Origin of the sequence: Shewanella bicestrii (assembly GCF_002216875.1) — a bacterium.
Taxonomy (GTDB): Bacteria; Pseudomonadota; Gammaproteobacteria; order Enterobacterales; family Shewanellaceae; genus Shewanella; species Shewanella seohaensis.
Genome location: NZ_CP022358.1, coordinates 1,715,681 through 1,738,866, shown reverse-complemented (window position 1 = coordinate 1,738,866; position 23,186 = coordinate 1,715,681). Strand labels below are relative to the sequence as shown.

General features: G+C 48.9%; 15 protein-coding genes. 13 read left to right on the top strand and 2 right to left on the bottom strand.

Annotated elements, in window-relative coordinates; genetic code table 11:
- Positions 1 to 22 precede the first annotated feature (22 nt).
- From CF168_RS07545 to CF168_RS07500, 9 genes are all read left to right on the top strand, one after another.
- A complete protein-coding gene (locus tag CF168_RS07545; protein ID WP_089067492.1) occupies positions 23 to 988 on the top strand; it encodes a DmsE family decaheme c-type cytochrome in 966 nt (321 codons plus the stop codon).
- A 13-nt stretch (positions 989 to 1,001) separates the two neighbouring features.
- The gene (locus CF168_RS07540; protein ID WP_089067491.1) at positions 1,002 to 3,140 is read left to right on the top strand and encodes an MtrB/PioB family decaheme-associated outer membrane protein; all 2,139 of its coding nucleotides are present in this window, start codon (positions 1,002 to 1,004) and stop codon (positions 3,138 to 3,140) included.
- Positions 3,141 to 3,175: 35 nt separating this feature from the next.
- The gene (locus CF168_RS07535) at positions 3,176 to 5,095 is read left to right on the top strand and encodes an OmcA/MtrC family decaheme c-type cytochrome (protein WP_089067490.1); all 1,920 of its coding nucleotides are present in this window, start codon (positions 3,176 to 3,178) and stop codon (positions 5,093 to 5,095) included.
- Positions 5,096 to 5,341: 246 nt separating this feature from the next.
- The gene (locus CF168_RS07530) at positions 5,342 to 7,537 is read left to right on the top strand and encodes an OmcA/MtrC family decaheme c-type cytochrome (protein ID WP_089067489.1); all 2,196 of its coding nucleotides are present in this window, start codon (positions 5,342 to 5,344) and stop codon (positions 7,535 to 7,537) included.
- Positions 7,538 to 7,869: 332 nt separating this feature from the next.
- Complete coding sequence (locus CF168_RS07520) at positions 7,870 to 9,822, top strand: OmcA/MtrC family decaheme c-type cytochrome (protein ID WP_089067487.1); 1,953 nt, start codon at positions 7,870 to 7,872, stop codon at positions 9,820 to 9,822.
- A 68-nt stretch (positions 9,823 to 9,890) separates the two neighbouring features.
- The gene (gene mtrA / locus CF168_RS07515; protein WP_089067486.1) at positions 9,891 to 10,880 is read left to right on the top strand and encodes a decaheme c-type cytochrome MtrA; all 990 of its coding nucleotides are present in this window, start codon (positions 9,891 to 9,893) and stop codon (positions 10,878 to 10,880) included.
- A gap of 12 nt (positions 10,881 to 10,892) precedes the next feature.
- On the top strand, positions 10,893 to 12,980 hold the full coding sequence (locus CF168_RS07510; RefSeq protein WP_089067485.1) for an MtrB/PioB family decaheme-associated outer membrane protein: 2,088 nt from the start codon (positions 10,893 to 10,895) through the stop codon (positions 12,978 to 12,980).
- Between the two features lie 219 nt (positions 12,981 to 13,199).
- Positions 13,200 to 13,823, top strand: coding sequence for a hypothetical protein (locus CF168_RS07505; protein ID WP_089067484.1), 624 nt, complete (start codon positions 13,200 to 13,202; stop codon positions 13,821 to 13,823).
- Positions 13,823 to 14,545 carry a uracil-DNA glycosylase family protein gene (locus tag CF168_RS07500; RefSeq protein WP_167373592.1) on the top strand — a complete coding sequence of 241 codons (723 nt, stop codon included), beginning with the start codon at positions 13,823 to 13,825 and terminating at the stop codon, positions 14,543 to 14,545. Before CF168_RS07505 ends, CF168_RS07500 begins: the two co-directional genes overlap by 1 nt.
- 128 nt (positions 14,546 to 14,673) lie before the next feature.
- Here CF168_RS07500 and CF168_RS07495 read toward each other — a convergent pair whose 3' ends face one another.
- Together CF168_RS07495 and CF168_RS07490 are read right to left on the bottom strand one after the other, a co-directional pair.
- A complete protein-coding gene (locus CF168_RS07495; protein ID WP_089067483.1) occupies positions 14,674 to 16,176 on the bottom strand; it encodes a M4 family metallopeptidase in 1,503 nt (500 codons plus the stop codon).
- Positions 16,177 to 16,338: 162 nt separating this feature from the next.
- A protein-coding gene (locus CF168_RS07490; protein ID WP_089067288.1) for an IS3 family transposase occupies positions 16,339 to 17,555 on the bottom strand; the annotation gives its coding sequence in 2 pieces (ribosomal slippage) (positions 16,339 to 17,207 and positions 17,207 to 17,555; 1,218 coding nt in all).
- Positions 17,556 to 17,715: 160 nt separating this feature from the next.
- Here CF168_RS07490 and CF168_RS07485 point away from each other — a divergent pair.
- The 4 genes from CF168_RS07485 (at position 17,716) to CF168_RS07470 (ending at position 23,013) form a co-directional block, all read left to right on the top strand.
- Positions 17,716 to 18,948, top strand: a complete 1,233-nt coding sequence (locus tag CF168_RS07485; protein ID WP_089067482.1) for a sugar diacid recognition domain-containing protein — start codon at positions 17,716 to 17,718, stop codon at positions 18,946 to 18,948.
- Between the two features lie 237 nt (positions 18,949 to 19,185).
- Entirely contained in the window at positions 19,186 to 20,184 is a 999-nt protein-coding gene (locus CF168_RS07480; protein ID WP_089067481.1) for a catalase family peroxidase, read from the top strand.
- Between the two features lie 266 nt (positions 20,185 to 20,450).
- The gene (locus tag CF168_RS07475; RefSeq protein WP_089067480.1) at positions 20,451 to 21,809 is read left to right on the top strand and encodes a GntP family permease; all 1,359 of its coding nucleotides are present in this window, start codon (positions 20,451 to 20,453) and stop codon (positions 21,807 to 21,809) included.
- Positions 21,810 to 21,867: 58 nt separating this feature from the next.
- Positions 21,868 to 23,013 carry a glycerate kinase gene (locus CF168_RS07470; protein WP_089067479.1) on the top strand — a complete coding sequence of 382 codons (1,146 nt, stop codon included), beginning with the start codon at positions 21,868 to 21,870 and terminating at the stop codon, positions 23,011 to 23,013.
- Positions 23,014 to 23,186: the final 173 nt, after the last annotated feature.

The window sequence follows — 23,186 nt, the reverse complement described above, 5'->3', positions numbered from 1 at the left end:
AATAAAACGCACTCGGGAATAGATGAACATGGATATTGGGTTAAAGTTCAAAAGCATAACTCAGGTTATGCTTGTTGTGATGTTATCGATACTCAGCCTTTCAACGTTAGCGGCACCTTGGGATGACAAGCCACCCGAGGAGGTCGTCGCGACTTTGGACAAAAAATTTGCCGAAGGTAAGTACTCCGCCAAAGGGGCTGACACTTGCCTGATGTGCCATAAAAAAAGTGCCACTGTGATGGCCATTTTTGATGGTGTACATGGTAATCCTAATGTCAAAGATTCCCCCATGGCCGACCTACAGTGTGAGGCTTGCCACGGCCCACTCGGTAATCATAACAAGGGTGGCAAAGAGCCGATGATCACCTTCGGCCAGAATTCCCCCGTTCCCGCACAAAAACAAAACAGTGTCTGCATGAGTTGCCATAACGACGATCAACGCATCGCGTGGAAAGGCAATCACCATGATAATGCCGATATCCCCTGCAGTAGCTGCCACCAAGTACACGTAGCAAAAGACCCTATCAGCGACAAAGCCAACGAAGTGGCGATTTGTACCCAATGCCATACCCAGCAAAAAGCGGATATGCACAAACGCTCATCCCATCCATTGCAATGGCAACAAATGGTCTGTAGCGATTGCCACAATCCCCATGGCAGTTTAAATGATGCCAGTCTGAAGCAAATGAGCGTCAACGAAAACTGTTACAGCTGCCACGCCGAAAAACGCGGTCCTAAATTGTGGGAACATGCGCCAGTCACCGATAATTGCGCGAACTGCCATAACCCCCACGGCAGCGTCAACGAATCCATGCTTATCAGTAAACCGCCACAGTTATGCCAACAGTGCCACGCCTCCGATGGCCACAGCAGTAATGCTTACTTTGGTAATCAAACCAATGCCTTCACCTCGGGTAGTTCCTGTATGAATTGCCATGGACAAGTGCATGGTTCAAACCATCCATCCGGCAAGTTGCTCCAGAGATAACAAGGGAATGATCATGCAAATAATGAACATATCGACTCCTAAAGCTTGTTTCTCACTCACATTACTGGCTTGGGCGATTAGTGGCGTACTCAACACAGCCCATGCTGAGGGATATGAAATCCAAAAAGCGAATCGCAGTGGCGTAAAAAGTGAGGCATGGAGCTGCAAGCAATGCCAGCCCAAAACAGGGCGCCAAGGTAACGTCAGCGCCACCCTCGCCTACAATGACGGTGAAGACAGTCGTTTTGGTAATCGCACTGGCACGGATAAAGATGGCATGGTCGGTGCCGTGGGCGCCGATATGCAATATCAGGCAGAGAGTGGTTACCAAACTCGGCTAGAAGCCGATAAATTGGGATTTGACACAGGTTCAGCCAAGCTCACCACAGGCCAACCCGGACACTATCAAATCCAATTGGGTTATAAAGGTCTCGCCAATTATCAATACAATCAGCTAAAGAGCCCTTACCTCACCGATAACGATAAGATGCTCTTGCCTGATAATTGGGTAGAGGGAGCAACGACCCAATCCATGCCGCTACTGCAATCGAGTTTAATTGAACAGGACTTAAGCATTACACGGGATAGATTCAACCTCGGCGGTTACTATGCTGGCCATATCTCATCGAGCAGCCGCTACAAAGCCTCGGTAAACTACCAGCATGAAAACCGCAGTGGTGCGAAAAAGACCAGCGCAAATATTCTCACTAACAGTGTGATGTTGGCGCAGCCAATCGATGACAGCACAGATGAAATCGATGCCAGAGTCTATTTTGGCGGCACAGGCTGGCAAGCGGGCATAAACAGCCAGATAAGCCAATACAAGAATGATCATCAGGCACTGTTATGGCAATCGGCTTATACGCCCACATTTGGTGCGGCCTACTTTGGGCAAAATGCCGTCGACCCCGATAACAAGGCCTATCGGATCGCCGCCGAGGCCAGTGGTGGCCAAAATGGCCATAACATCCTTATGCACGCGGGTATCAGCAAAATGTCGCAGGATGAGGCTTTTCTTCCCGCGACCATTAATGGCCCCTCTCCTGTACTGCCAACTGATAATCTGGATGCTCAAGTAGACATCCTAGATATGGTGCTTAAGTATTCAGGACGCATCACACAGGATTTGAGTGTTCAAGCCAGTTATAACTATCAAGACAGAGAAAACAAGACAGCTCAACTGGATTTCCCGCAGGTCGTGACCGACAGCTTTCATCAAGGCGCAGAACAAAATCGCCTCTACGATAAACGCAGCAAACAATTCGATCTTAAAGGAAAATACCGCTTAACCCCGTCGGCCTATGCTGAGGCGGGATATAGTCGTGATGAAGTCATCTATTCTGAACTAGACAGGCAATCCGTTGACGAATCGGGGCTATTTGCCAAACTCAGCTACCGTTATTCCCCCGCTTGGTCAGCTTGGTTAAAGGGAGAAGCATTAGACCGCAATGGCAGTGAATACAATCCTGTGACCAGCACCCAAAGTCCAAGCAACCCTTGGCTACGTAAATCCTATCTCGCGGACAGGAAACGTCAAAAAATCACCCTACACACAGATTATCAAAGTGATATCGGCTTATCTGTAGGCGCGAGTTTACACAGCATCGACGATGACTACGACCACACCTTGGTCGGGCTCACCCAAGTCTCTTACCTTGGCTATGACGTCTCCACACAATATTTGATTAGCGACAATTTAAGTGTGAACGCCTATCTCAACCAAGACTGGCGCGATTCCGAACAGGCCGGAAGCAATCGTTTCTCAACCCCAGATTGGTACAGCACCTCGGAAGAGAAATCGACCCTGATTGGCGCGGGTATCGCCTATCAAAACCTGTTGGATAATCGTTTAGATCTTGGCTTGGATTACAGCTACTCCGATGGCCAAAGCGACACCGAAGTCACCTACGGTATCAATAGTCCCTACGGTGACTATTACAGTCGCAAGCACAATATTAACGCCTACGCCAAATATAAGCTGGCCGACAGTATGTCGTTACGCTTCGATTGGTTGTTCGAGAAATATCAAGATGCAAACTGGCAAAACCAAAACACCACTTGGGACACAGTCCCCAATGTGCTCAGTTTTGGCGATATCAGCCACGACTACAATGCTCATTACTTAGGTTTGACCTTAAGCTACCAAATGTAACTTAGGCACTGACAGCGTATTCCAAGGATAGAAATATGAACAAGTTTGCAAGATTTAGCACACAATTCAGTCTGTTGCTGGCCTTAACCACCCTACTTACCGCCTGTGGTGGCAGTGACGGTAACGATGGCTCACCCGGTGAGCCAGGTAAACCACCCGCGATGACGATCGCTAGCCTAAACATCATGGTCGATAAAGTCGCCGTGACCGACGGCATCGCCCAAGTCGATTATCAGGTGAGCAACCAAGATGATGAAGCCGTGGTCGGTATTCCCTCGGCCACCTTCATTGCAGCGCAATTACTGCCTCAGGGCGCGACAGGTGCGGGTAATAGCAGCGAGTGGCAACATTTCACCTCTGAAACGTGCGCCACTTCTTGCCCTGGCACGTTTGTCGACCATAAAAACGGCCATTACAGCTATCGTTTTAGTGCCACATTCAACGGCATGAATGGTGTGAGCTTCCTTAACGATGCAACCCAACGAGTCGTCATTAAACTCGGCGGAGATGCACTAGCCGATGGCACGGCGCTCCCCATTACCAATCAACACTACGATTGGCAAACCTCGGGCAATACCCTCGCTTACACCCGTAACTTAACCACTATTGAAACCTGTAATAGCTGTCACAGTAATTTGGCTTTCCATGGTGGCCGTTACAACCAAGTTGAAACCTGCGTAACTTGCCATAACAGTAAAAAAGTCAGTAATCCTGCGGATATTTTCCCGCAAATGATCCACAGCAAACACTTAGCGGGTTTCCCTCAATCCATCAGTAATTGCCAGACTTGCCACGTTGATAATCCTGATTTAGCCGAAGCTCAAAACTGGCATAGAGTCCCCACCATGGAAGCCTGTGGAGCCTGCCATACCCAAATTAACTTCCCTGCGGGCCAAGGCCATCCTGCGCAAGCAGATAACAGCAATTGCGTTGCCTGCCATAATGCCGATTGGACCGCCAACGTACACGGTAATGAAGATCAAACAGCTGCGTTAGCCCAGTTTAGTCCTAGCATCAGCAGCGCAAGCATGGATGCCAATGGCACAGTGACAGTTGCCGTGACGCTAAGCAATCCATCCACCGGTACTGTATACAGTGATAGCGCAGATAAGCTCAAATTTATCAGCGACCTAAGGGTCTATGCTAACTGGGGAACCAGTTTCGATTACAGTACTCGCTCCGCGCGCTCAATTCGTCTACCCGAGTCCACACCGGTCTCTGGCAGCAACGGCACTTACACTTATACCATTTCGGGTCTCACTATTCCGGCGGGAACTGAAGCGGACCACGGCGGCTTAGCGATTCAAGGTCGAGTTTGCGCCAAAGATAAAGTATTAGTGGATTGCAGCACTGAACTTGCCGAAGTACTGGTTATCAAGGCAAGCCATAGTTACTTTGATATGTCAGCCCTGAGTGCCACTGGCAGACGCGAAGTCATTAGCAATGCCAACTGTGCTAGCTGCCACGGCGATCAACAACTGAATATTCATGGCGCACGCAACGATTTAGCGGGCCAATGCCAGCTATGCCACAACCCGAATATGCAAGCCGATGCGACAGCGGCAAATCCCTCCATTACCTCCTTTGACTTTAAGCAGTTAATCCATGGGATCCATACCAGCCAATTTGCTGGTTTTGAAGACCTCAACTACCCAGGCAAAATCGGTAATTGTGCTCAATGCCATATCAAAGATGCTGCGGGAGTTTCAACGGTTGCCCTGCCCTTAAACGCAGCAGTTCAACCACTTGCACTGAACAACGGTACCTTTACCAGCCCAATAGCTGCGGTGTGCAGTAACTGTCACTCAAGTGATACCACCCGCAACCATATGATGCAGCAAGGCGCGGTGTTTGCGGGAACAAAAGCCGACGCCACCGCAGTCACAGAAACCTGTGCTTTCTGCCACGGACAAGGCGCTGTCGCCGACGTTTTAAAAGTGCACCCTATTAAATAACCCTATGATGCAGGCCGAAAAGGCCTGCTACTGCAAATATAAAAGGAACTCATACTATGCAGTCATCTACCCCTAAAGAAATAGTCAGATCTCAATCACATTACCCGCTTAAAGTGACTGATAAATACCAATGACTTAGTTAGCCTTACAGGTGGGATCTAATTCCACACATTAAATGCGGTTAATGAGATTTATTCTTATTTGCTAAGCGCTTAATGATGATTAAAACTATTGCAGGGAAATATCATGATGAAACGGTTCAATTTCAATACCGCAACAAAAGCGATGTTGGGTGCCGGTTTACTTTCACTTCTTCTCACTGGTTGCGGTGGCAGTGATGGTAAAGATGGTGAAGACGGTAAACCAGGCGTTGTTGGTGTTAATATCGACTCAACCTCAACGTTAAAAGCAAAATTCACAAACGCCACTGTTGATGCAGGCAAAGTCACCGTTGATTTTACATTGGAAAATGCCAATGGTGTGGCTGTACTCGGCTTAACGAAAGATCACGATTTACGATTCGGTATTGCTCAGCTCACCCATGTGACTGAAGCAACGGACGATCCAGCTAAACCAGCGGATCGCGGCTATCAATGGCAAGCCTATATCAATGCCAAAAAAGAGCCTGGTACAGTTCCATCAGGTGTCGATAACCTAAATCCATCGGCCCAATACCAAGCCAACGTGGAAGCGGCAAATAAATGCGACACTTGCTTAGTTGACCACGGTGACGGTAGCTATAGCTACACCTATCAGGCCAACATTGCCAATGTAACTGAGCCACTCACAGTCACTTACAGTGCCGATGCGACTCAACGCGCCACAATGGAGCTGGATTTACCACAGGTTGTGGCCAACGCCCATTTCGATTGGCAACCGTCTACAGGTAAGACTGAAGGTATTCAAACCCGCAATGTGGTTTCTATCCAAGCCTGTTATACCTGTCACCAACCAGAAAGCTTAGAGCTGCATGGTGGTCGTCGTATTGATCTTGAAAACTGTGCCTCTTGCCATACTGCAACTTCTGGCGACCCAGAATCAGGCAATAGCATTGAATTCACTTACATGATCCACGCTATCCACAAAGGTGGTGAGCGTCATACCTTCGATGAGACAGGTGCAGAAGTTCCAGCGCCTTACAAGATTGTCGGTTACGGTGGTTCATTACACGACTACGGTAAAGTGACTTTCCCATTAAAACCTGCCGCGGACTGTTCAGCATGTCACGTTGAAGGTGCGGGAGCGCCTGCGAATGCAGACCTCTTCAAAGCCGATTTAAGCAATCAAGCTTGTATTGCTTGTCATACCGAAAAACCATCTTCACACCACAGCAGCACAGATTGTATGTCTTGCCACAATGCGACCGAACCATACGGCGGTACTGGCAGCGCGGCTAAGCGTCATGGTGATGTACTGAAAGCCTATTCTGATACTCAAGCAATGGGCATCAAGTTCAGCAATGTGGGTGTGAATGACACAGGTAAGATTACCTTTGATGTTCAAGTGGTTGATAAAGATGGCAACGCTATCGATAAAAAATATGTAAACCAAGACTCACGCGTTGTAGTGGCATGGGATTCTGATAAAGATTACCCAAGCTATGCAGATGCTTCTTACAATGCTCGCCGTATTCAGTTGAAAACGGGCGTCTACAATGAGGCAACGAAAGTTTACTCTATAGTAGGAAGCAGTTTTAATTTACCTGCCGACGCTAACGGTAAAACCTTTGAACTCTGGTCAGCATTAGAAGTGTGCTTCAACAATGGGGGTTACGGTGTTGCCGAAATCGTTCCCACCGATTGTAGTGTGGCTAACGTACGTAAAGTGCCTGTGAAAGAAGCCCCTTACCACTTTGTCTGGAAAGACAATGGTGTAGATAGCGCAGCGTCTCCAGCTAGCCGTCGTCCTATTGTTGACACTTCAAATTGTCAAGGCTGTCACAATCAGCAAGTTCTGCATTACGATAACGGCGTGAACTGCCAGACTTGTCATACTCCAGACAAAGCACTTAAAGAGACTGTTCGAAATTCTGGTAAGTTCGATCAAGCAACCAGCTTTGCCTGGAAAGCCCATGAAGCAGAAGGTCACTATCTGAAATATGCTGGCGTTCAATCAGGCACTGTTCTTAAGAGCGATTGTGCAACTTGCCACGTCGAAAAAAGTGGTGTCGTCACAGGCATCGAACTTGGCCGAGCTCCCAAGCGTACATGGATTTATCCAAACTCAGCAACCTATGATAAAGCAGGTGTTTGGGTATCTTCAGATGCGGGTGCATGTTTAAGCTGTCACCAGAAGTATCTGTCTGATGCGGCTAAGTCTCACATTGAAGCTAACGGCGGTATTTTAGATGGAGTCGATGCTGCGGATGTTCAAAACCGTGCGTCTGAAGGCTGTGCAACTTGCCATACTCCTACTCAATTAATGAAAGCTCACGGTAACTAAATAAACCACCTCTTTAGCGATTAAAGAGACTGGACAAAAAGAGAGAGGTAACCCCTCTCTCTTTTTTATTTTCCTCCTCACTATCCGCCGTTTTTTTGATCTAAATTTGTTTTTCCCCTGTGGTTTAACTACCTCTTTAGAAATAGAAAGATCCAAGTCACACATTAGCAAAGGCCTTGAAGATTTTAGGGGCATGTTAGGTTAGCCTTTCCTTGGGGAATTCTATTTCCAGCATCCACTTAAGTCGCATTCGAGACCAAAGCACAGACAAAGAATCTGTCGGGCGAAGAAGACAAGCGCTTAAGTAATGCCAAACCTATGCAGGGAAAAAAATGATGAACGCACAAAAATCAAAAATCGCACTGCTGCTCGCAGCAAGTGCTGTCACTGTGGCCTTAACCGGCTGTGGCGGAAGTGATGGTAACGATGGTAAACCCGGTGAACCCGGTGGCGAGCCAGCTCCAGCCATTCAAAAACTCAATTTTACATTTAACAAATCAGTAGTGACTAACGGTGTCCCAAGTGTGGAATTCACCGTCACTAACGAAGACGATTTACCCGTTGTTGGTCTGCAGAAAATGCGCTTTGCTGCAGCTCAGCTGATTCCACAGGGTGCAACAGGTGCCGGTAATGCCTCTCAGTGGCAATACTTTGGTGATGAGACCTGTGATGTGGCATCTACTTGTCCAGGTACCTTCGTGGACATGAAGAACGGCCACTACAGCTACACCTTCAAGATGAACCTCAGCGCCAACGCTAAGATCACCTACAACGATCAGTTAGCGCAACGTGTTCTGATCCGCGCTTACAACACGCCATTACCAGATGGCACACAAGTCCCTAATAGCAACGCTTATGTTGATTTTACCGCTGACACAGGTGCAACACCAGGTTACAGCCGCAAAGTCGTCGCCACAGAAAGCTGTAATGCTTGCCACCAAGACTTAGCCAATGTGAAACACGGCGGCGCTTACTCAGATGTGAACTACTGCGCGACTTGCCACACTTCTGGCAAAGTGGGTGTAGGTAAAGAATTTAACGTGTTAGTCCACGCTAAACATAAAGACCTCACCTTAGGTTCGTTAGAAAGCTGCCAAAGCTGTCACGTTGAAACCGAAGCCGCACCTGATTGGGGCAACTGGTCACGTATTCCAACCGCCGCAACCTGTGGTAGCTGCCATACTGCCGTTGATTTTGCCGCAGGCAAAGGCCACTCTCAGCAGTTAGATAACTCTAACTGTATCGCTTGTCACAACAGCAATTGGACCGCCGAGTTACACACAGGCAAAACCGCTGAGAAGAAAGCTGTCATGGCTCAGTTAGGTATGTCTGCAACGCTTGCGGGTCAAGAAGACAATACTGCGGTATTAACCGTATCTATCTTAGATAAAGACGGTAATGCCATCGATGCAGCAAGCGTACAAGATAAGATCAAACGTTTAGAAACGATCACTAACGTCGGTCCTAACTTCCCAATCATGGGCTACAACAAGAGCCCAGGTAGCGGTGCTGCGAAGATAGCCAAAGACCTCGTTAAAGATGGTGCACTGCAAGATGGTGTGACCTTAGTTGACGGTAAACTGGTATTCACCACCCCTGCACTGCCATTTGGTGCTGGCGATACTGATACCGCCTTTACCTTTATCGGTCTGGAAATGTGTAACACTGGCACCACGCTGACGGCTTGTACTGCAGAGAGCACAACCACTAGCATGAAAGCTGACTTAGTCTTCGGTACTAAATCAGGCAATGCACCTAGCATGCGCCATGTGAACTCAGTGAACTTCAGCACTTGTCAAAACTGTCACAGTGATACCTTCGAGCTACACAAAGGTCACCACTCAGGCTTTGTGATGACAGAACAAGTTTCACATGCCAAAGACGCCAACGGTAAGCCAATTGTCGGTGTGGATGCCTGTGTGGCCTGTCATACCCCTGATGGTACCTATGCAAGCGGTGCAAACAAAGGTGGTTTCGAAATGAAACTGCACGTAGTTCACGGTGAGCAAGGCGTTATCAAAGAATGTACTCAGTGCCACAACGACTTCAACTTAGACGCGTTCAAAGTGAAGGGTGCACTGGCCACTTCTGCCGGTAAATACACCACCCCAATCACGGCAACTTGTACTTCATGCCACGCGCCAGAATCTATTGGCCACGGCTTAGAAAATATGGGCGCGATTGTGAACGGTGATTATGTTCAAGCCAACCAAGCGGCACAGTCAGAAACCTGTTTCTACTGCCATACCCCAACAGTTGCAGATCACACTCAAGTGAAAATGTAATTTGCCCAAGCAGGGGGAGTTCGCTCCCCCTTTCTTGAATTTTGTTGGGACAAATTGGGAAGCCTATTATGAAGAACAGCCACAAAATGAAAAACCTACTGCCGGCATTGATGATGTCTGCGGTCATGGCATTGGCCATCGCACCGAGTGCTCACGCCTCCAAGTGGGATGAAAAAATGACGCCAGAGCACGTCGAAGCGACCTTAGATAAGAAGTTTGCCGAAGGCAACTACTCACCTAAAGGTGCCGACTCTTGCTTGATGTGCCACAAGAAATCCGAAAAAGTCATGGACCTTTTCAAAGGTGTCCACGGCGCCATTGACTCCACTAAGAGCCCAATGGCTGGCCTACAATGTGAGGCTTGCCACGGACCTATGGGTCAACACAACAAGGGCGGCAACGAGCCGATGATCACTTTTGGTAAGCAATCGACCTTAAGTGCCGACAAGCAAAACAGCGTATGTATGAGCTGTCACCAAGACGATAAGCGTATGTCTTGGAATGGCGGTCACCATGACAATGCCGATGTTGCTTGTGCCTCGTGCCACCAAGTTCACGTCGCGAAAGACCCTGTGTTATCTAAAAACACTGAGATGGACGTCTGTACAAGCTGCCACACTAAGCAAAAAGCGGATATGAATAAACGCTCAAGTCACCCACTCAAATGGGCACAAATGACCTGTAGCGACTGTCACAATCCCCATGGGAGCATGACAGATTCTGACCTGAACAAGCCAAGCATTAACGAAACTTGTTATTCCTGTCACGCCGAGAAGCGCGGCCCAAAACTCTGGGAGCATGCACCCGTCACTGAAAACTGTGTCACTTGTCATAATCCCCATGGCAGCGTGAACGATGCCATGCTGAAAACCCGTGCGCCGCAGCTGTGTCAGCAATGTCACGCCAGCGATGGCCACGCCAGCAATGCCTACTTAGGTAACACTGGTTTAGGTTCAAATGTCGGTGACAATGCCTTTACGGGTGGAAGAAGCTGCTTAAATTGCCATAGTCAGGTCCATGGTTCTAACCATCCATCTGGCAAGCTATTACAGCGCTAAGGAGACGAGAAGATGAAATTCAAACTCAATTTGATCACTCTAGCGTTATTAGCCAACACAGGCTTAGCCGTAGCTGCCGATGGTTATGGCCTCGCCAACGCCAATACCGACAAGGTGAAACTCTCAGCATGGAGCTGTAAAGGCTGCGTGGTTGAAACGGGCGTATCTGGCACTGTTGGTGTCGGCGTAAGTTACAATGGCGAAGAGGACATTCGCTCAGCCAATGCCTTTGGTTCTAAAAACGAAGTTGCGGGCAAGTTAGATGCAGACCTTGCCTACCGTGGTGAAAAAGGTTACCGCGCCAGTGTTGAAGCCTATCAACTGGGAATGGACGGCGGACGTTTAGATGTGAGTGCGGGCAAACAAGGCCAGTACAATATCAATCTGAACTACCGCCAAATAGCCACTTACGATAGCAATAGTGCCCTCTCGCCCTATTCTGGTATCGGCGGCAATAACCTGACCTTGCCCGATAACTGGGTCACCGCAGGTTCGAGCAGCCAAATGCCACTGTTGATGGACAGCCTCAACAGCCTCGAGTTATCACTGAAACGTGAACGCGCAGGCATTGGGTTCGAATATCAGGGGGAATCGCTGTGGAGCACCTATGTGAACTACATGCGTGAAGAAAAAACCGGCTTAAAACAAACCTCTGGTAGCTTCTTCAACCAATCTATGATGTTGGCAGAACCCGTGGATTACACCACTGACACCATAGAAGCGGGCGTGAAACTCAAAGGCGATCGTTGGTTCACAGCGCTCAGTTACAATGGTTCAATTTTCAAAAATGAATACAACCAGTTGAACTTTGACAGTGCCTTCAACCCCACCTTTGGTGCGCAAACGACTGGTGCCATTGCACTCGATCCCGATAACCAGTCACACACAGTGTCGCTGATGGGTCAGTATAACGACGGCAGTAACTCACTGTCTGGCCGTATTTTAACCGGACAAATGAGCCAAGATCAGTCACTGGTAACCTCTGGCTACGGTTATCAACTGCCAACGGATGCGGTAGACGCCAAAGTCGATCTGCTGGGCATGAACCTCAAAGTCGTGAGCAAGGTCAGCAACTCCCTTCGCTTAACGGGTAGTTACGATTATTACGACCGTGACAACAATACCCCAATCGAAGAGTGGACTCAGATCAGCATCAACAATGTCAGTGGTAAGGTGGCCTATAACACCCCTTACGATAACCGCACACAGCGCTTTAAAGTGGCGGCGGATTATCGCATTACCCACGGCATTAAGCTCGATGGTGGTTATGACTTCAAGCGTGACGAACGTGAGTATCAAGACCGTGAAAGCACTGATGAGAACACCGTTTGGGCCCGTTTGCGCGTCAATAGCTTCGACATGTGGGACATGTGGGTAAAAGGCAGTTACGGCAACCGTGACGGCTCACAATACCAAGCGTCTGAATGGACCTCTTCTGAAACCAACAGCCTGTTACGTAAGTACAATCTGGCTGACCGTGACAGAACCCAAATCGAAGCACGCATCACCCACACGCCACTCGAAAGCCTGACCATAGACTTCGGTGCCCGTTATGCGCTGGATGATTATACCGATACTGTGATTGGCTTAACTGAGTCAAAAGACACCAGTTACGATGCCAATATCAGCTATATGATCACCGCTGACTTACTGGCAACGGCCTTCTACAACCACCAAACCATAGAGTCAGAACAAGCGGGTAGCAGCAATTACAGCACTCCAACCTGGACTGGCTTTATTGAAGACAAAGTGGATGTGGTTGGCGCTGGCATCAGTTACAACAATCTGCTGGAGAACAAGTTACGCCTAGGTCTGGATTACACTTACTCAGACTCCGACAGTAACACTCAAGTCAGACAAGGTATCACCGGCGACTATGGCGACTATTTTGCCAAAGTCCATAACATTAACTTATACGCTCAATATCAAGCGACCGAGAAACTCGCGCTACGCTTCGATTACAAAATTGAGAACTATAAGGACAATGACGCCGCTAACGATATCGCCGTTGATGGCATTTGGAACGTCGTAGGCTTTGGCAGCAACAGCCATGACTACACCGCACAAATGCTGATGCTGAGCATGAGTTACAAGCTCTAATCTGCGTTTATTGATAATCAAAAGCCCGCTCTGCGGGCTTTTTTATTGCCAACTAACACTCACTGCGCTTTAGTTACAGGTCCAGTCTATTCCTGCGACCAAAATCTTGAATAAGATCAGACTCTGAGGCAAAACTTACGCCGAAAATGAGGTATTCCTTGAGTTTACTGGCACTTTAGCGGATGTTAATTCGGTGCGTTTACTATCATTGGATCTTAGATGTCGTCCTTCACTTGTTGCTTGTGGCGTTTTTGGCGTTTATCGCCTCTGCCCGCCTCGATAGGCTTAAGTTTGCTCGCTACCCCTGCCATGGCATTCGATTCCAGCGGTGGCACGGCGAGTTTATTTATCATCGTCGGACTGGGTGGATTTACTCTTATCAACGCATTGATGCAGGGGCTATTCTTTTTTGCGGGTCAGTATCGTAATCCCCTCTTTGCCAAACGCCACGTGCTGACCGCACTGATAGTGCCTCTACTCGCCTTTGCCTTAACCCTTTATGATCACCGTGCTTGGAGTGACTTTGCACTCAATCTCGGCATGATCATTGTCGGCGTTGGGCTGATTTTATTACCGCTGCAGTTACGCCAACTTAATCAGCCCAGCAAGCAACACGCGAACTGGCTGCTGAGTCTTGGTGGCCTATTCGTGTTAGGCATCAGTTATCTACTGCCACCCTGCGCCCTGTTTGCGATTATCTTGGGCCATATTGCATTAGCTTCTCATGCCAAGGCTCCCACTAAAGCCTTGGGCGCCAAGTTATTGAGTTACCTTGTATTAGTCGCCTCCTATGCGCTCTTTGGGTACTGGCTCTACCAGCTATTGAGCAAACTTGGGGCTTGATGATGACAGACATGTCGCCCCCAGCTATCAAACCAAACTGCTCAGCCGAGCTCAGTGTATTGCTCAAACAAATCCGCGCTTGCCAACTGTGTCAGGCCGAATTGCCCCTACCAGCGAAGCCGATCTTGCAAGCCAGTAGCCAAGCACGGATCTTAATCGCCGGCCAAGCCCCCGGCGTAAAAACCCACCATAAGGGCATCCCCTTCGACGATGCCAGTGGCGAGCGGCTGCGCGCTTGGCTTAATGTCAGTCGGGAACAATTTTATGACCCCGCACTGTTTGCCATAGTGCCGATGGGATTTTGTTTTCCGGGAACCATTGAACGCAATGGAAAAAAGCAAGGTGATAAACCGCCACGCCCCGAGTGCGCCGCAACTTGGCATGCGAAGTTATTGGCCTTGATGCCACAAATAGAATTAGTGCTGGTCCTTGGTCAATATGCCATTGATTACCATCTACCGCGCACACGTGCCATAGATACGACAGACGAAGCGTTAAGCTCTCAAGCGATAGCGATATCTACCCCACAAACGAACAAGAAGATCACAGTAACCCAAGCCATTGAACAATGGTCGTTATATTGGCCTAGGCTGATGGTCATGCCCCACCCTAGCCCGCGCAACAATCTTTGGCTAAAACAGCATCCCGAGTTTGAGCGCGAACAGCTCCCCACACTTCAAGCGCGTATCGCAGGCCTGCTGGCAAGTTCTAAGCCTATATAAACCCTAATCAAATCCCAATAAAAAGCCCCATTAAGGGGCTTTCGGAAACTAGAACTCAAAAACTGGAGCTTAGAAAGGTTTTGGCGAGCGACCTAAGCGTCCCTCAAAACACTGCACGGCTCTCAATATCACTGGCAACTCACGCCCACCACGGCAAATGCCGCAGCCACATCCGCCACAGGATAGGCAGAACCATTGGCACTCGCCGCCTGCTGCACGCCACAGGCCGCTTGGTTAAAGGTCAAGGTTGGTGTCCAATACAGCTGGTTCGCTAACACAAACACATCGAACGCCTTGCGAGTATTCCAACCATTCTTGGTCGCCAGTGTGTAAAAAGCTTTGTTAAACACCCCTGAGGAATAATGCACATCCATGGAACTAGTGTAATTGGCAGCATTGTCGATTGAGCGGCCATCCTTAGGCGGATTATCCATATAACGCAGTGCACCACTGCCTTTAACTATGTCGTAGCCCACTTTCCAGTCGTTACTGCCACGCATGTAGAACTCGGCCGCCTCACCGGCAATATCCGAAAACGCTTCATTGATACCGCCGGACTGGCCGCTGTAATTTAAGCCCGAGTTTTGCTCGGTAAAGCCGTGGCTCACTTCATGGGCGGAAACGTCCAAACTCACGAGGGGATAGAAGTAACTCGCACCATCACCAAAGGACATGGCCGAGCCGTCCCAGAAGGCATTTTCATAGTTACGGCCATAATGCACCCGCATCTCTAACTGAAACGTTAACGGTGCAGTGTTGTACCAATCCTTATACATATTAAAAATAACACCACCGAAATAGTGGGCATCATTTAAAGGCGAATAAGCGCCATTGACCGCCTGATAAGTGTTCTCCGGACAAGTAAAAGTGAACACAGAACCACGACGAGTCGAGTTCGCCATGTTCACGGTTTTCACATTGGCGTTGGTCATAGTGCATGTACCATTAGACTCACTCACCTTAAGAAAACCGTAATCACTGCCGTAGTAGTAACCACCGATTTTTGCATTGCCACCAGGACCCGTTGCATCCAAGGGAGTACTGCTGCCGCCTGAGCCGCCTCCACCACCGCCGGGTTTACCCACGTTATTCTTGGCGGTCATGATCTCATTCCAGTGCTCAAGCACCTCGCCGGTTTGCGCATCGACAAAACCTGTCGGCCGAGATAACGCATCGGTTTGATCGCTTAAGTAAGACACCCGATACACTAACCTCGGGTTATCCTCAGTCATCAAGATCACCAGTTGCACATCCTTTTTACCGGTTGCCGCCGAACCTGGATATAACCGATTCAACGCCGCAATCGCCTGCCCTTGAGAAATCCCTGCCGCTACCGAAAAATCATCCGCAATTTGTGCCACATCCCCCATGGCGCTTTGTTCTGTATCATCCGTGCTCACAACCAGATGATGGCCATACACCAGCACACCATCGAAATACTGCAACGCTTTCGTTTTGCTTTGACCTTTATTGAGCGTTACCGTTTTGACCTCTTTAAAGCTGTGTTTTTGGCTCAACCCTGCCGCTGCCGAGAGGGATTGCCCGTGATTAACGTTGAACTCAGCGGCCTGCGCCTGAAGGCTTGCCGCAACGCACATACTGAGTACAGAAGGTAAGAGATAGACTTTCATCGTGATATCCTTCGCCCTGTCCACAAAGGGACAAATGACACTTAAGGGAACAAAATACCGCCATAACCTTTCCCCAACTCAATTGTTAAAAATAGGTTAACAAGAGTGAGGTTCAATTCTCAGTATTGTCTCGTCCTGAAATAAGTTGACACTTATTTCCACCTAAAACGCTCGATGAACCTCATCGGGCGTTTTGTATTTTAAGGCCAAATGTGGCCGCCGTTGATTATAGATGGCTACCGCTTCTGTCACCATTTGTCGCGCCTCCTCCAGCGTTGCGGGCTTATGTGTTAAAAACTCCTGCTTCAAGATGCCATTCACTCGCTCTGCTAAGGCATTTTGATAGCAGTCATATCCGTCTGTCATTGAGCATGTCACGCCATGTTGTGCGTGAACCGCTTGATACGCGTTTGAGCAGTACTGTATCCCTCGGTCTGAGTGGTGTATCAGCGGTTTACTTTTATCTTGTCGCTGCTTCAGCGCCCGTTTGTAGGCCGTTAGCACCCCGTCTGTTTTAAGATTATCATCAACATGATAGCCCACGATTTTTCGTGACCAGGCATCGGTCACCAAGCTTAAATAGGCTTCATTATCTTGCAGTGGCAGATAGGTAATATCCGCCACCCAGACTTGCTCTGAGCGGCTGATGTCTACTTGCTGCTCGCTGGGCTTAAGCAAGTTGGGATGACACCTAAATCGATGATGGCTATGGGTCGTTTTATGGTACGCCCGCTTAGGCGTGACCAACAAACGATGCGCCCTAAGACAGCGAAATAACCGGTCTCGTCCTATCACTATTTGATGCATTTTGTTGAGTAAATACTGCAGTTTACGCGTACCGACTCGCGGTTGAAGTAGCCGTTCATATTGTACCATTTGCACCACCTGTTGCTCCCTTTGCTCCCATTCTGTTTGCCGCTGGCATTGTTGATAATACGCCTGGCGACTGATGCCAAGGTAACGACAGCATTGGGTGACGCCATAACCTATGGCCGTTTTTTCTTGGAGCGTTTCGCGGGTGGCTTTTTTACGACGGATATCCCGTAGTCAGTTCTGAGTTTTTCGACAATGGCTTCGAAGAACGCCGCTTTCATGCGGGTATCTTCCAGTTCGGCTTCGAGGGCTTTTATCTTTTGCTCGGGGGTGAGCGTGGTGGGTTCAGTCATCAACTGTCCTCGCATTGATGTTGGCGGCGTCCCTAGGGACCAATCCAGTTTGCCATGCTTGCGTAACCACACTAACACGGTGGAGCAACCTTGAATACCGTACTTGTCTTGCGCCTGCTTATAGGTCAGCTCGCCTTTTTCCACTTGGTCGACAACCGCCAATTTAAAAGCGAGGGAATAATCGCGTTGAGTTCGTTTAATTGTTGAAGTCATTACACTCTCCAAAATGAGTTTGAAAAGTGTCAACGCTATTTAGGACGGGTCATATAGAAGATAAAAAAACACCTGCCCTTTTCTGTCGTTTGCCTTTACCCTTATGGCGTCGCCGTTTAGGCGAACCTCTGTATCAATCCTTTGAAAATTAAGGTGAGTTATGTACGTTTTGGATCAACACATCGCTAAACAAATTGTGAGTCGCACCATGAAAATCATTGGGCACAATATCAATGTGATGAATGGCCAGGGCGTGATCTTAGGTTCCGGCGATCCCAAACGTATTGGCTCGACCCACGAGGGTGCGCTGCTTGCCATCGCCCAAAACCGCAATGTGGAACTGAGTGAAGAAGTAGCCTCAGGCTTACATGGCGTCAAACCCGGCATCAACTTACCCTTGCATTATCAAGGGCAAATTATTGGGGTGATTGGTATTACTGGCGATCCGGCCGAGTTAACCCACTACGGTGAGCTGCTAAAAATGACCGCCGAGATGATTGTCGAGCAAGCCAACCAGCAGGATCAGCTGCAGTGGGAAAATCGTCAGCGTGAAGAATTTATTCTGCAGTTAATTAAGGCGCAAACCGATGACGATGAGCAATTGCATCGCTGGGCCAAACAACTCGACATCGATATCAGTCTGCCGCGAGTGGCAGCCATTATTGAAGTCAGTGAAAAACAATCCACGCCAATCCAGCAAAAATCCGCTGCGTTTTCTTCATTAGTCCAGAGCGAGCAAAGCGCAGACGAGCGTAATCCCAGAGTCAGCGAAATCCTCAAGCAAGTGCTGCATTTACTGCAAAATCCCGATCGCGGCAACTTAATTGCCATGACCTCGATGTCGCAACTGGTGATCTTAAAACCAGCTTTTTTAGATGGTAAACAATGGGATCCCGAGCTTGAAAACCAGCGTATCGATAAACTACTGCAGCGCTTACCAGCGCAGATGGATTTAAATTTTAAAATCGCTCTTGGGCATTTTTTCCCTGAAAAAGGCGGCATTGCGCGCTCCTACCAAACCGCGCAGGAAACCTTGAACTTAGGCAAGCAGCTTAACCCCGAGGGCACTAAATACCTGTTTGAAGACTACTCCTTGCAAGTGCTGTTATCTGGGCTCAAACATGATTGGCGTGGTCAGGCGCTGGCCAGCCCCTACCAACAATTAGCCAAGGCCGATAAAAATGGTCAGCTACGCAAAACCCTAGCCGCCTATATCACTCACTTTGGTGATGCACAGCAATGCGCCAATGCGCTGTTTATTCACCGAAATACCCTAAGGTATCGGTTAGATAAAATTCAGCAACTCACCAAGAGTGACATCCATTCCCTCCACGGATTGTTAAGCCTTTATCTTGGGCAGTTGATAGATACCTCAAATTACCGACTCGAGTAGTGCCCCATATCACCACTAGCGTAAGACTCAACATCAGCAAGCGTTAACTCTATGAATGAATGGAAATTAGCCAAGATATTTCACTCATACAAGCTCAGGCATAATCCAGCAGTCTTGGCTTAGTTTTGCCGTCCTCTGGCCAGATATTCACAAAATGAGTGAAAGATAATTTCGCCTCGTCCTTTCCTATCAATGCACAAGACACCCATACGGTTAAATTGTTAAGGAAGGAAATCCATGCAGCCATATCATGCCAAACTCAGCTCATTCGCCACAGCGTGCCTAATGGTCAGCTCAATGTTTGTCGCCCCACTTGCCAGCGCGGCGGAGCGTACCATTCCAGAATTAGTAGATGCAGTGAACGGCACGCCAGATGCAGCGAGTCGCGAGGCGGGTAAAAAAGTTAAACTGCGTAATCATACAAAAGGGTTTTGTACCTCGGGCTACTTTGCCCCCAATCCCCAATTGCACGATTCACTCAACATTCCCTTTTTTAAGCAAAATCCCATCAAAGTGACCGCTCGTTTTTCCCTCGGCGGCACTAATCCTAAGCTGTCCGATAAAACCCCGGGGCGCTTTATGTCATTAAAAATCGATGGCGAGCGGGAAAACCTCAACTTTGTCACCACCAATGTGCCGATGTTTTTTGCCAGTAACCTAGAGGACTTTTATCTGTTCCAAACCAAGAGCAAGCAAGGCGCCGAAGGTAAACAATGGCTTATCGATAATAAGCCCGATGCCAAGGCCTTTTTCGACTATTTAAAACAATTGCCGCCGAGCCCGAGTTTTGCCAATAGCCAGTACTTTGGGGTGAACAGTTTTCTGTTTACCGACAAGCAAAATAACAGCATTGCGGGTAAATGGATTTTCGAACCCGTCGCGGGCACGCAAGCCCTCACCCAGAAGACATTGACACAACTCGATGATGGCTTTCTCAAGCCTGAATTACTCAAGCGAATTCAGTCTCAACCTGCCAAGTGGGATCTGTATATTCAGTTAGCGGAACAAGGCGATGAGATTAATAACCCGACTGTGCTTTGGCCCGAAAACCGTCCGCGCATTTTCGTCGGCCAAGTAGTGATTGATGGCAAGCGCGACAGCGATCCTCAAGTGCAACAATGTGATAGAAGCATCTTTAATCCTCTGCTCCTACCCAAAGGCATAGCAGCATCGGATGACCCCATCCTCAATGCCCGCACCGCGGCATATGTCGAGTCCTTTATCCGTCGTCAATAAGCGTGGCTCGCTGCTCGCGTTTGCTCAACAATATTCTTAGCATTACATTCGAATTCACGACCCTTATTTTGTGCATACGCACAAAACAAGGGCCAGTTCTGCCCGTAATTCCGTCGATTTACCCAAAGCTATTCAATTGACAGTGTTCAATAATAGGCTGACCTTAAAGCAGCCTTTATTTGGACTTGGGATCAAATAAAGACCGCGCCCTACAAAAACAGCCAAAACCACTTAAGAACTTCAGCCAAGACTGAACGGGAAAACATATGAACTTAGTGCTCATCCTCATCGGCGTGATTGCATTTATTGTTATCGCGACCTCAAAATTTAAGCTCCATCCGTTTTTAACCTTAATTCTGGCCGCCTTTATCGCCGCCTTCGCCTACGGTTTACCGAGCGGCGATATTGCCAAAACCATCACCACAGGCTTTGGTAATATCCTCGGCTATATCGGTCTGGTGATCGTGTTAGGTACCATTATCGGTATCATCCTTGAAAAGAGCGGCGCCGCCATTACCATGGCGGACGTGGTGATCAAAGTCTTGGGCAAACGCTTCCCAACACTCACTATGTCCATCATCGGCTATTTAGTGTCGATTCCGGTGTTTTGTGACTCGGGTTTCGTGATTTTAAACTCGCTTAAACAATCCATGGCCAACCGCATGAAGGTCTCGAGCGTGTCCATGAGCGTGGCGTTAGCCACAGGCCTGTATGCCACTCACACCTTTGTACCGCCCACACCAGGCCCTATCGCCGCGGCAGGTAACTTAGGGCTAGAGTCCAACTTAGGCCTAGTGATTGGTGTCGGCTTATTTGTTGCTGCCGTTGCCGCGCTTGCGGGGATGTTATGGGCGAACCGTTTTGCCAGTGTTGAACCCGATGGCGAAGGCGCGGAAGAACTCAAAGCACAAGCTGCTGATTTTGAAGCCTTAAAACAAAGCTATGGCACACTCCCTAGCCCATTAAAGGCCTTTGCACCGATTTTTGTGCCTATCCTATTAATTTGCTTAGGCTCTATCGCCAACTTCCCGTCTGCACCATTGGGCAAAGAAGGCCTATTCAGTCTGTTAGTCTTCCTTGGCCAACCCGTTAACGCCCTGCTTATCGGTCTGTTCCTGTCACTGCTGTTACTGAAAAGCGATAACAAGATTTCCGAGTTTAGCGAGCGCATCAGCCAAGGTTTAGTTGCCGCAGCCCCAATTATTTTGATCACCGGTGCAGGTGGTGCCTTCGGCGCCGTCTTAAAAGCCACCCCTATCGGCGACTACCTGGGTAGCTCACTGTCGGCGCTAGGGGTGGGTATCTTTATGCCCTTTATCGTCGCCGCCGCACTGAAATCGGCGCAAGGTTCATCCACCGTCGCCCTAGTAGCAACCTCGGCCTTAGTCGCACCTATGCTGGGCGATATTGGTCTTGGCAGTGATATGGGCCGCGTGTTAACCGTAATGGCGATTGGTGCCGGCGCCATGACAGTCTCCCACGCTAACGACAGTTTCTTCTGGGTAGTGACTCAATTTAGCCGCATGAGCGTTAAACAAGCCTATAAAGCACAAACCATGGCGACCCTTATCCAAGGCGTTACCGCAATGCTGACCGTGTATGTACTAAGCTTAGTGCTGCTCTAAGCCGCACTTTTCTCATCCTTGGGCGCATCCGTGCGCCCAAAAAGCTGTAGGATTTTGAATGAAGATAGTTATCGCCCCCGATTCCTTTAAAGAGAGCTTAAGCGCACTCGATGTGGCTAATGCGATCGAACAAGGCTTAACACAAGTGATCCCAGACTGTGAGATTATCAAAATCCCCGTCGCCGATGGCGGCGAAGGCACTGTGCAATCTATGGTCGATGCCACTGGCGGCAGCATTGTCAATTTAGAGGTCATGGGGCCACTCGGCCATAAAGTCAAAGCCCATTACGGCATTTTAGGCCAACAAGCCAAAGGCACGATTGCGGTGATTGAAATGGCCTCCGCCTCGGGTTTACACCATGTACCAAGGGATCAACGTAACCCGCTACTCACCACCAGTTATGGTACGGGCGAGCTGATTTGTGATGCGCTCAATCGTGGGATAAAACACATTATTTTAGGCTTAGGCGGCAGCGCAACCAACGATGGCGGCGCAGGTATGGCCCAAGCGCTGGATATTTTACTGCTGGATAAACAAGGTAAAACCTTAAGTGCAGGCGGCGGCGCACTTGCTCAGCTTGCCAGTATCGATATGAGCAACGCCCATCCACTACTGAAAGAATGCACCTTTGAAGTGGCCTGCGATGTCGATAATCCGCTGTGCGGCGAGCGTGGTGCTTCGGCCATATTTGGCCCGCAAAAAGGCGCAACACCCGAGATGGTGAGCACCTTAGATGCAGCACTAAGTCACTATGCCGATGTGATCGCCCAAAGCGGCGTCACCGATCACCGCAACCAAGCAGGTGCGGGCGCAGCGGGCGGTATGGGGCTGGGCGTAATGGCCTTTTTAGGCGCAGAGCTTAAACCCGGTGTCGAGATTGTGATGCAAACGGTGGGATTAGCAGACAAAATTCGCGGCGCGGATCTTGTTATCACGGGCGAAGGCCGAATCGATGGCCAGACCATATTTGGCAAAACCCCGATGGGCGTCTTAAAGCAAGCGCAGCTGCAAAATATTCCGACTATCGGGATTGCGGGTTGCCTTGGCGACAATGCCAATGCCGTGCTCGAGCAAGGTATGGCGGCGATTTTCCCCATCATTCCACACTTAAGCCCACTGGACGATGTGCTGGCGAACGCCAAAACGAATCTGACCAATACCGCCCGTAATATTGGCGCCGTCTTGATGCTGGGCAAACGTTAACTTTGCCTTAGCGTACCGATAGCGTTTAGATAGCCTAACAACACACACCCAAGGCGCTATTCATAGCGCCTTTGTTTATTCTATAACCCAAGCACAGACTTAGGCGGTGTTTTAGTGCTTGATGCCTAAAAGGCCTTGCAGTAAAGTGAGCTCCCTTTTTGGTAATCCGTAAA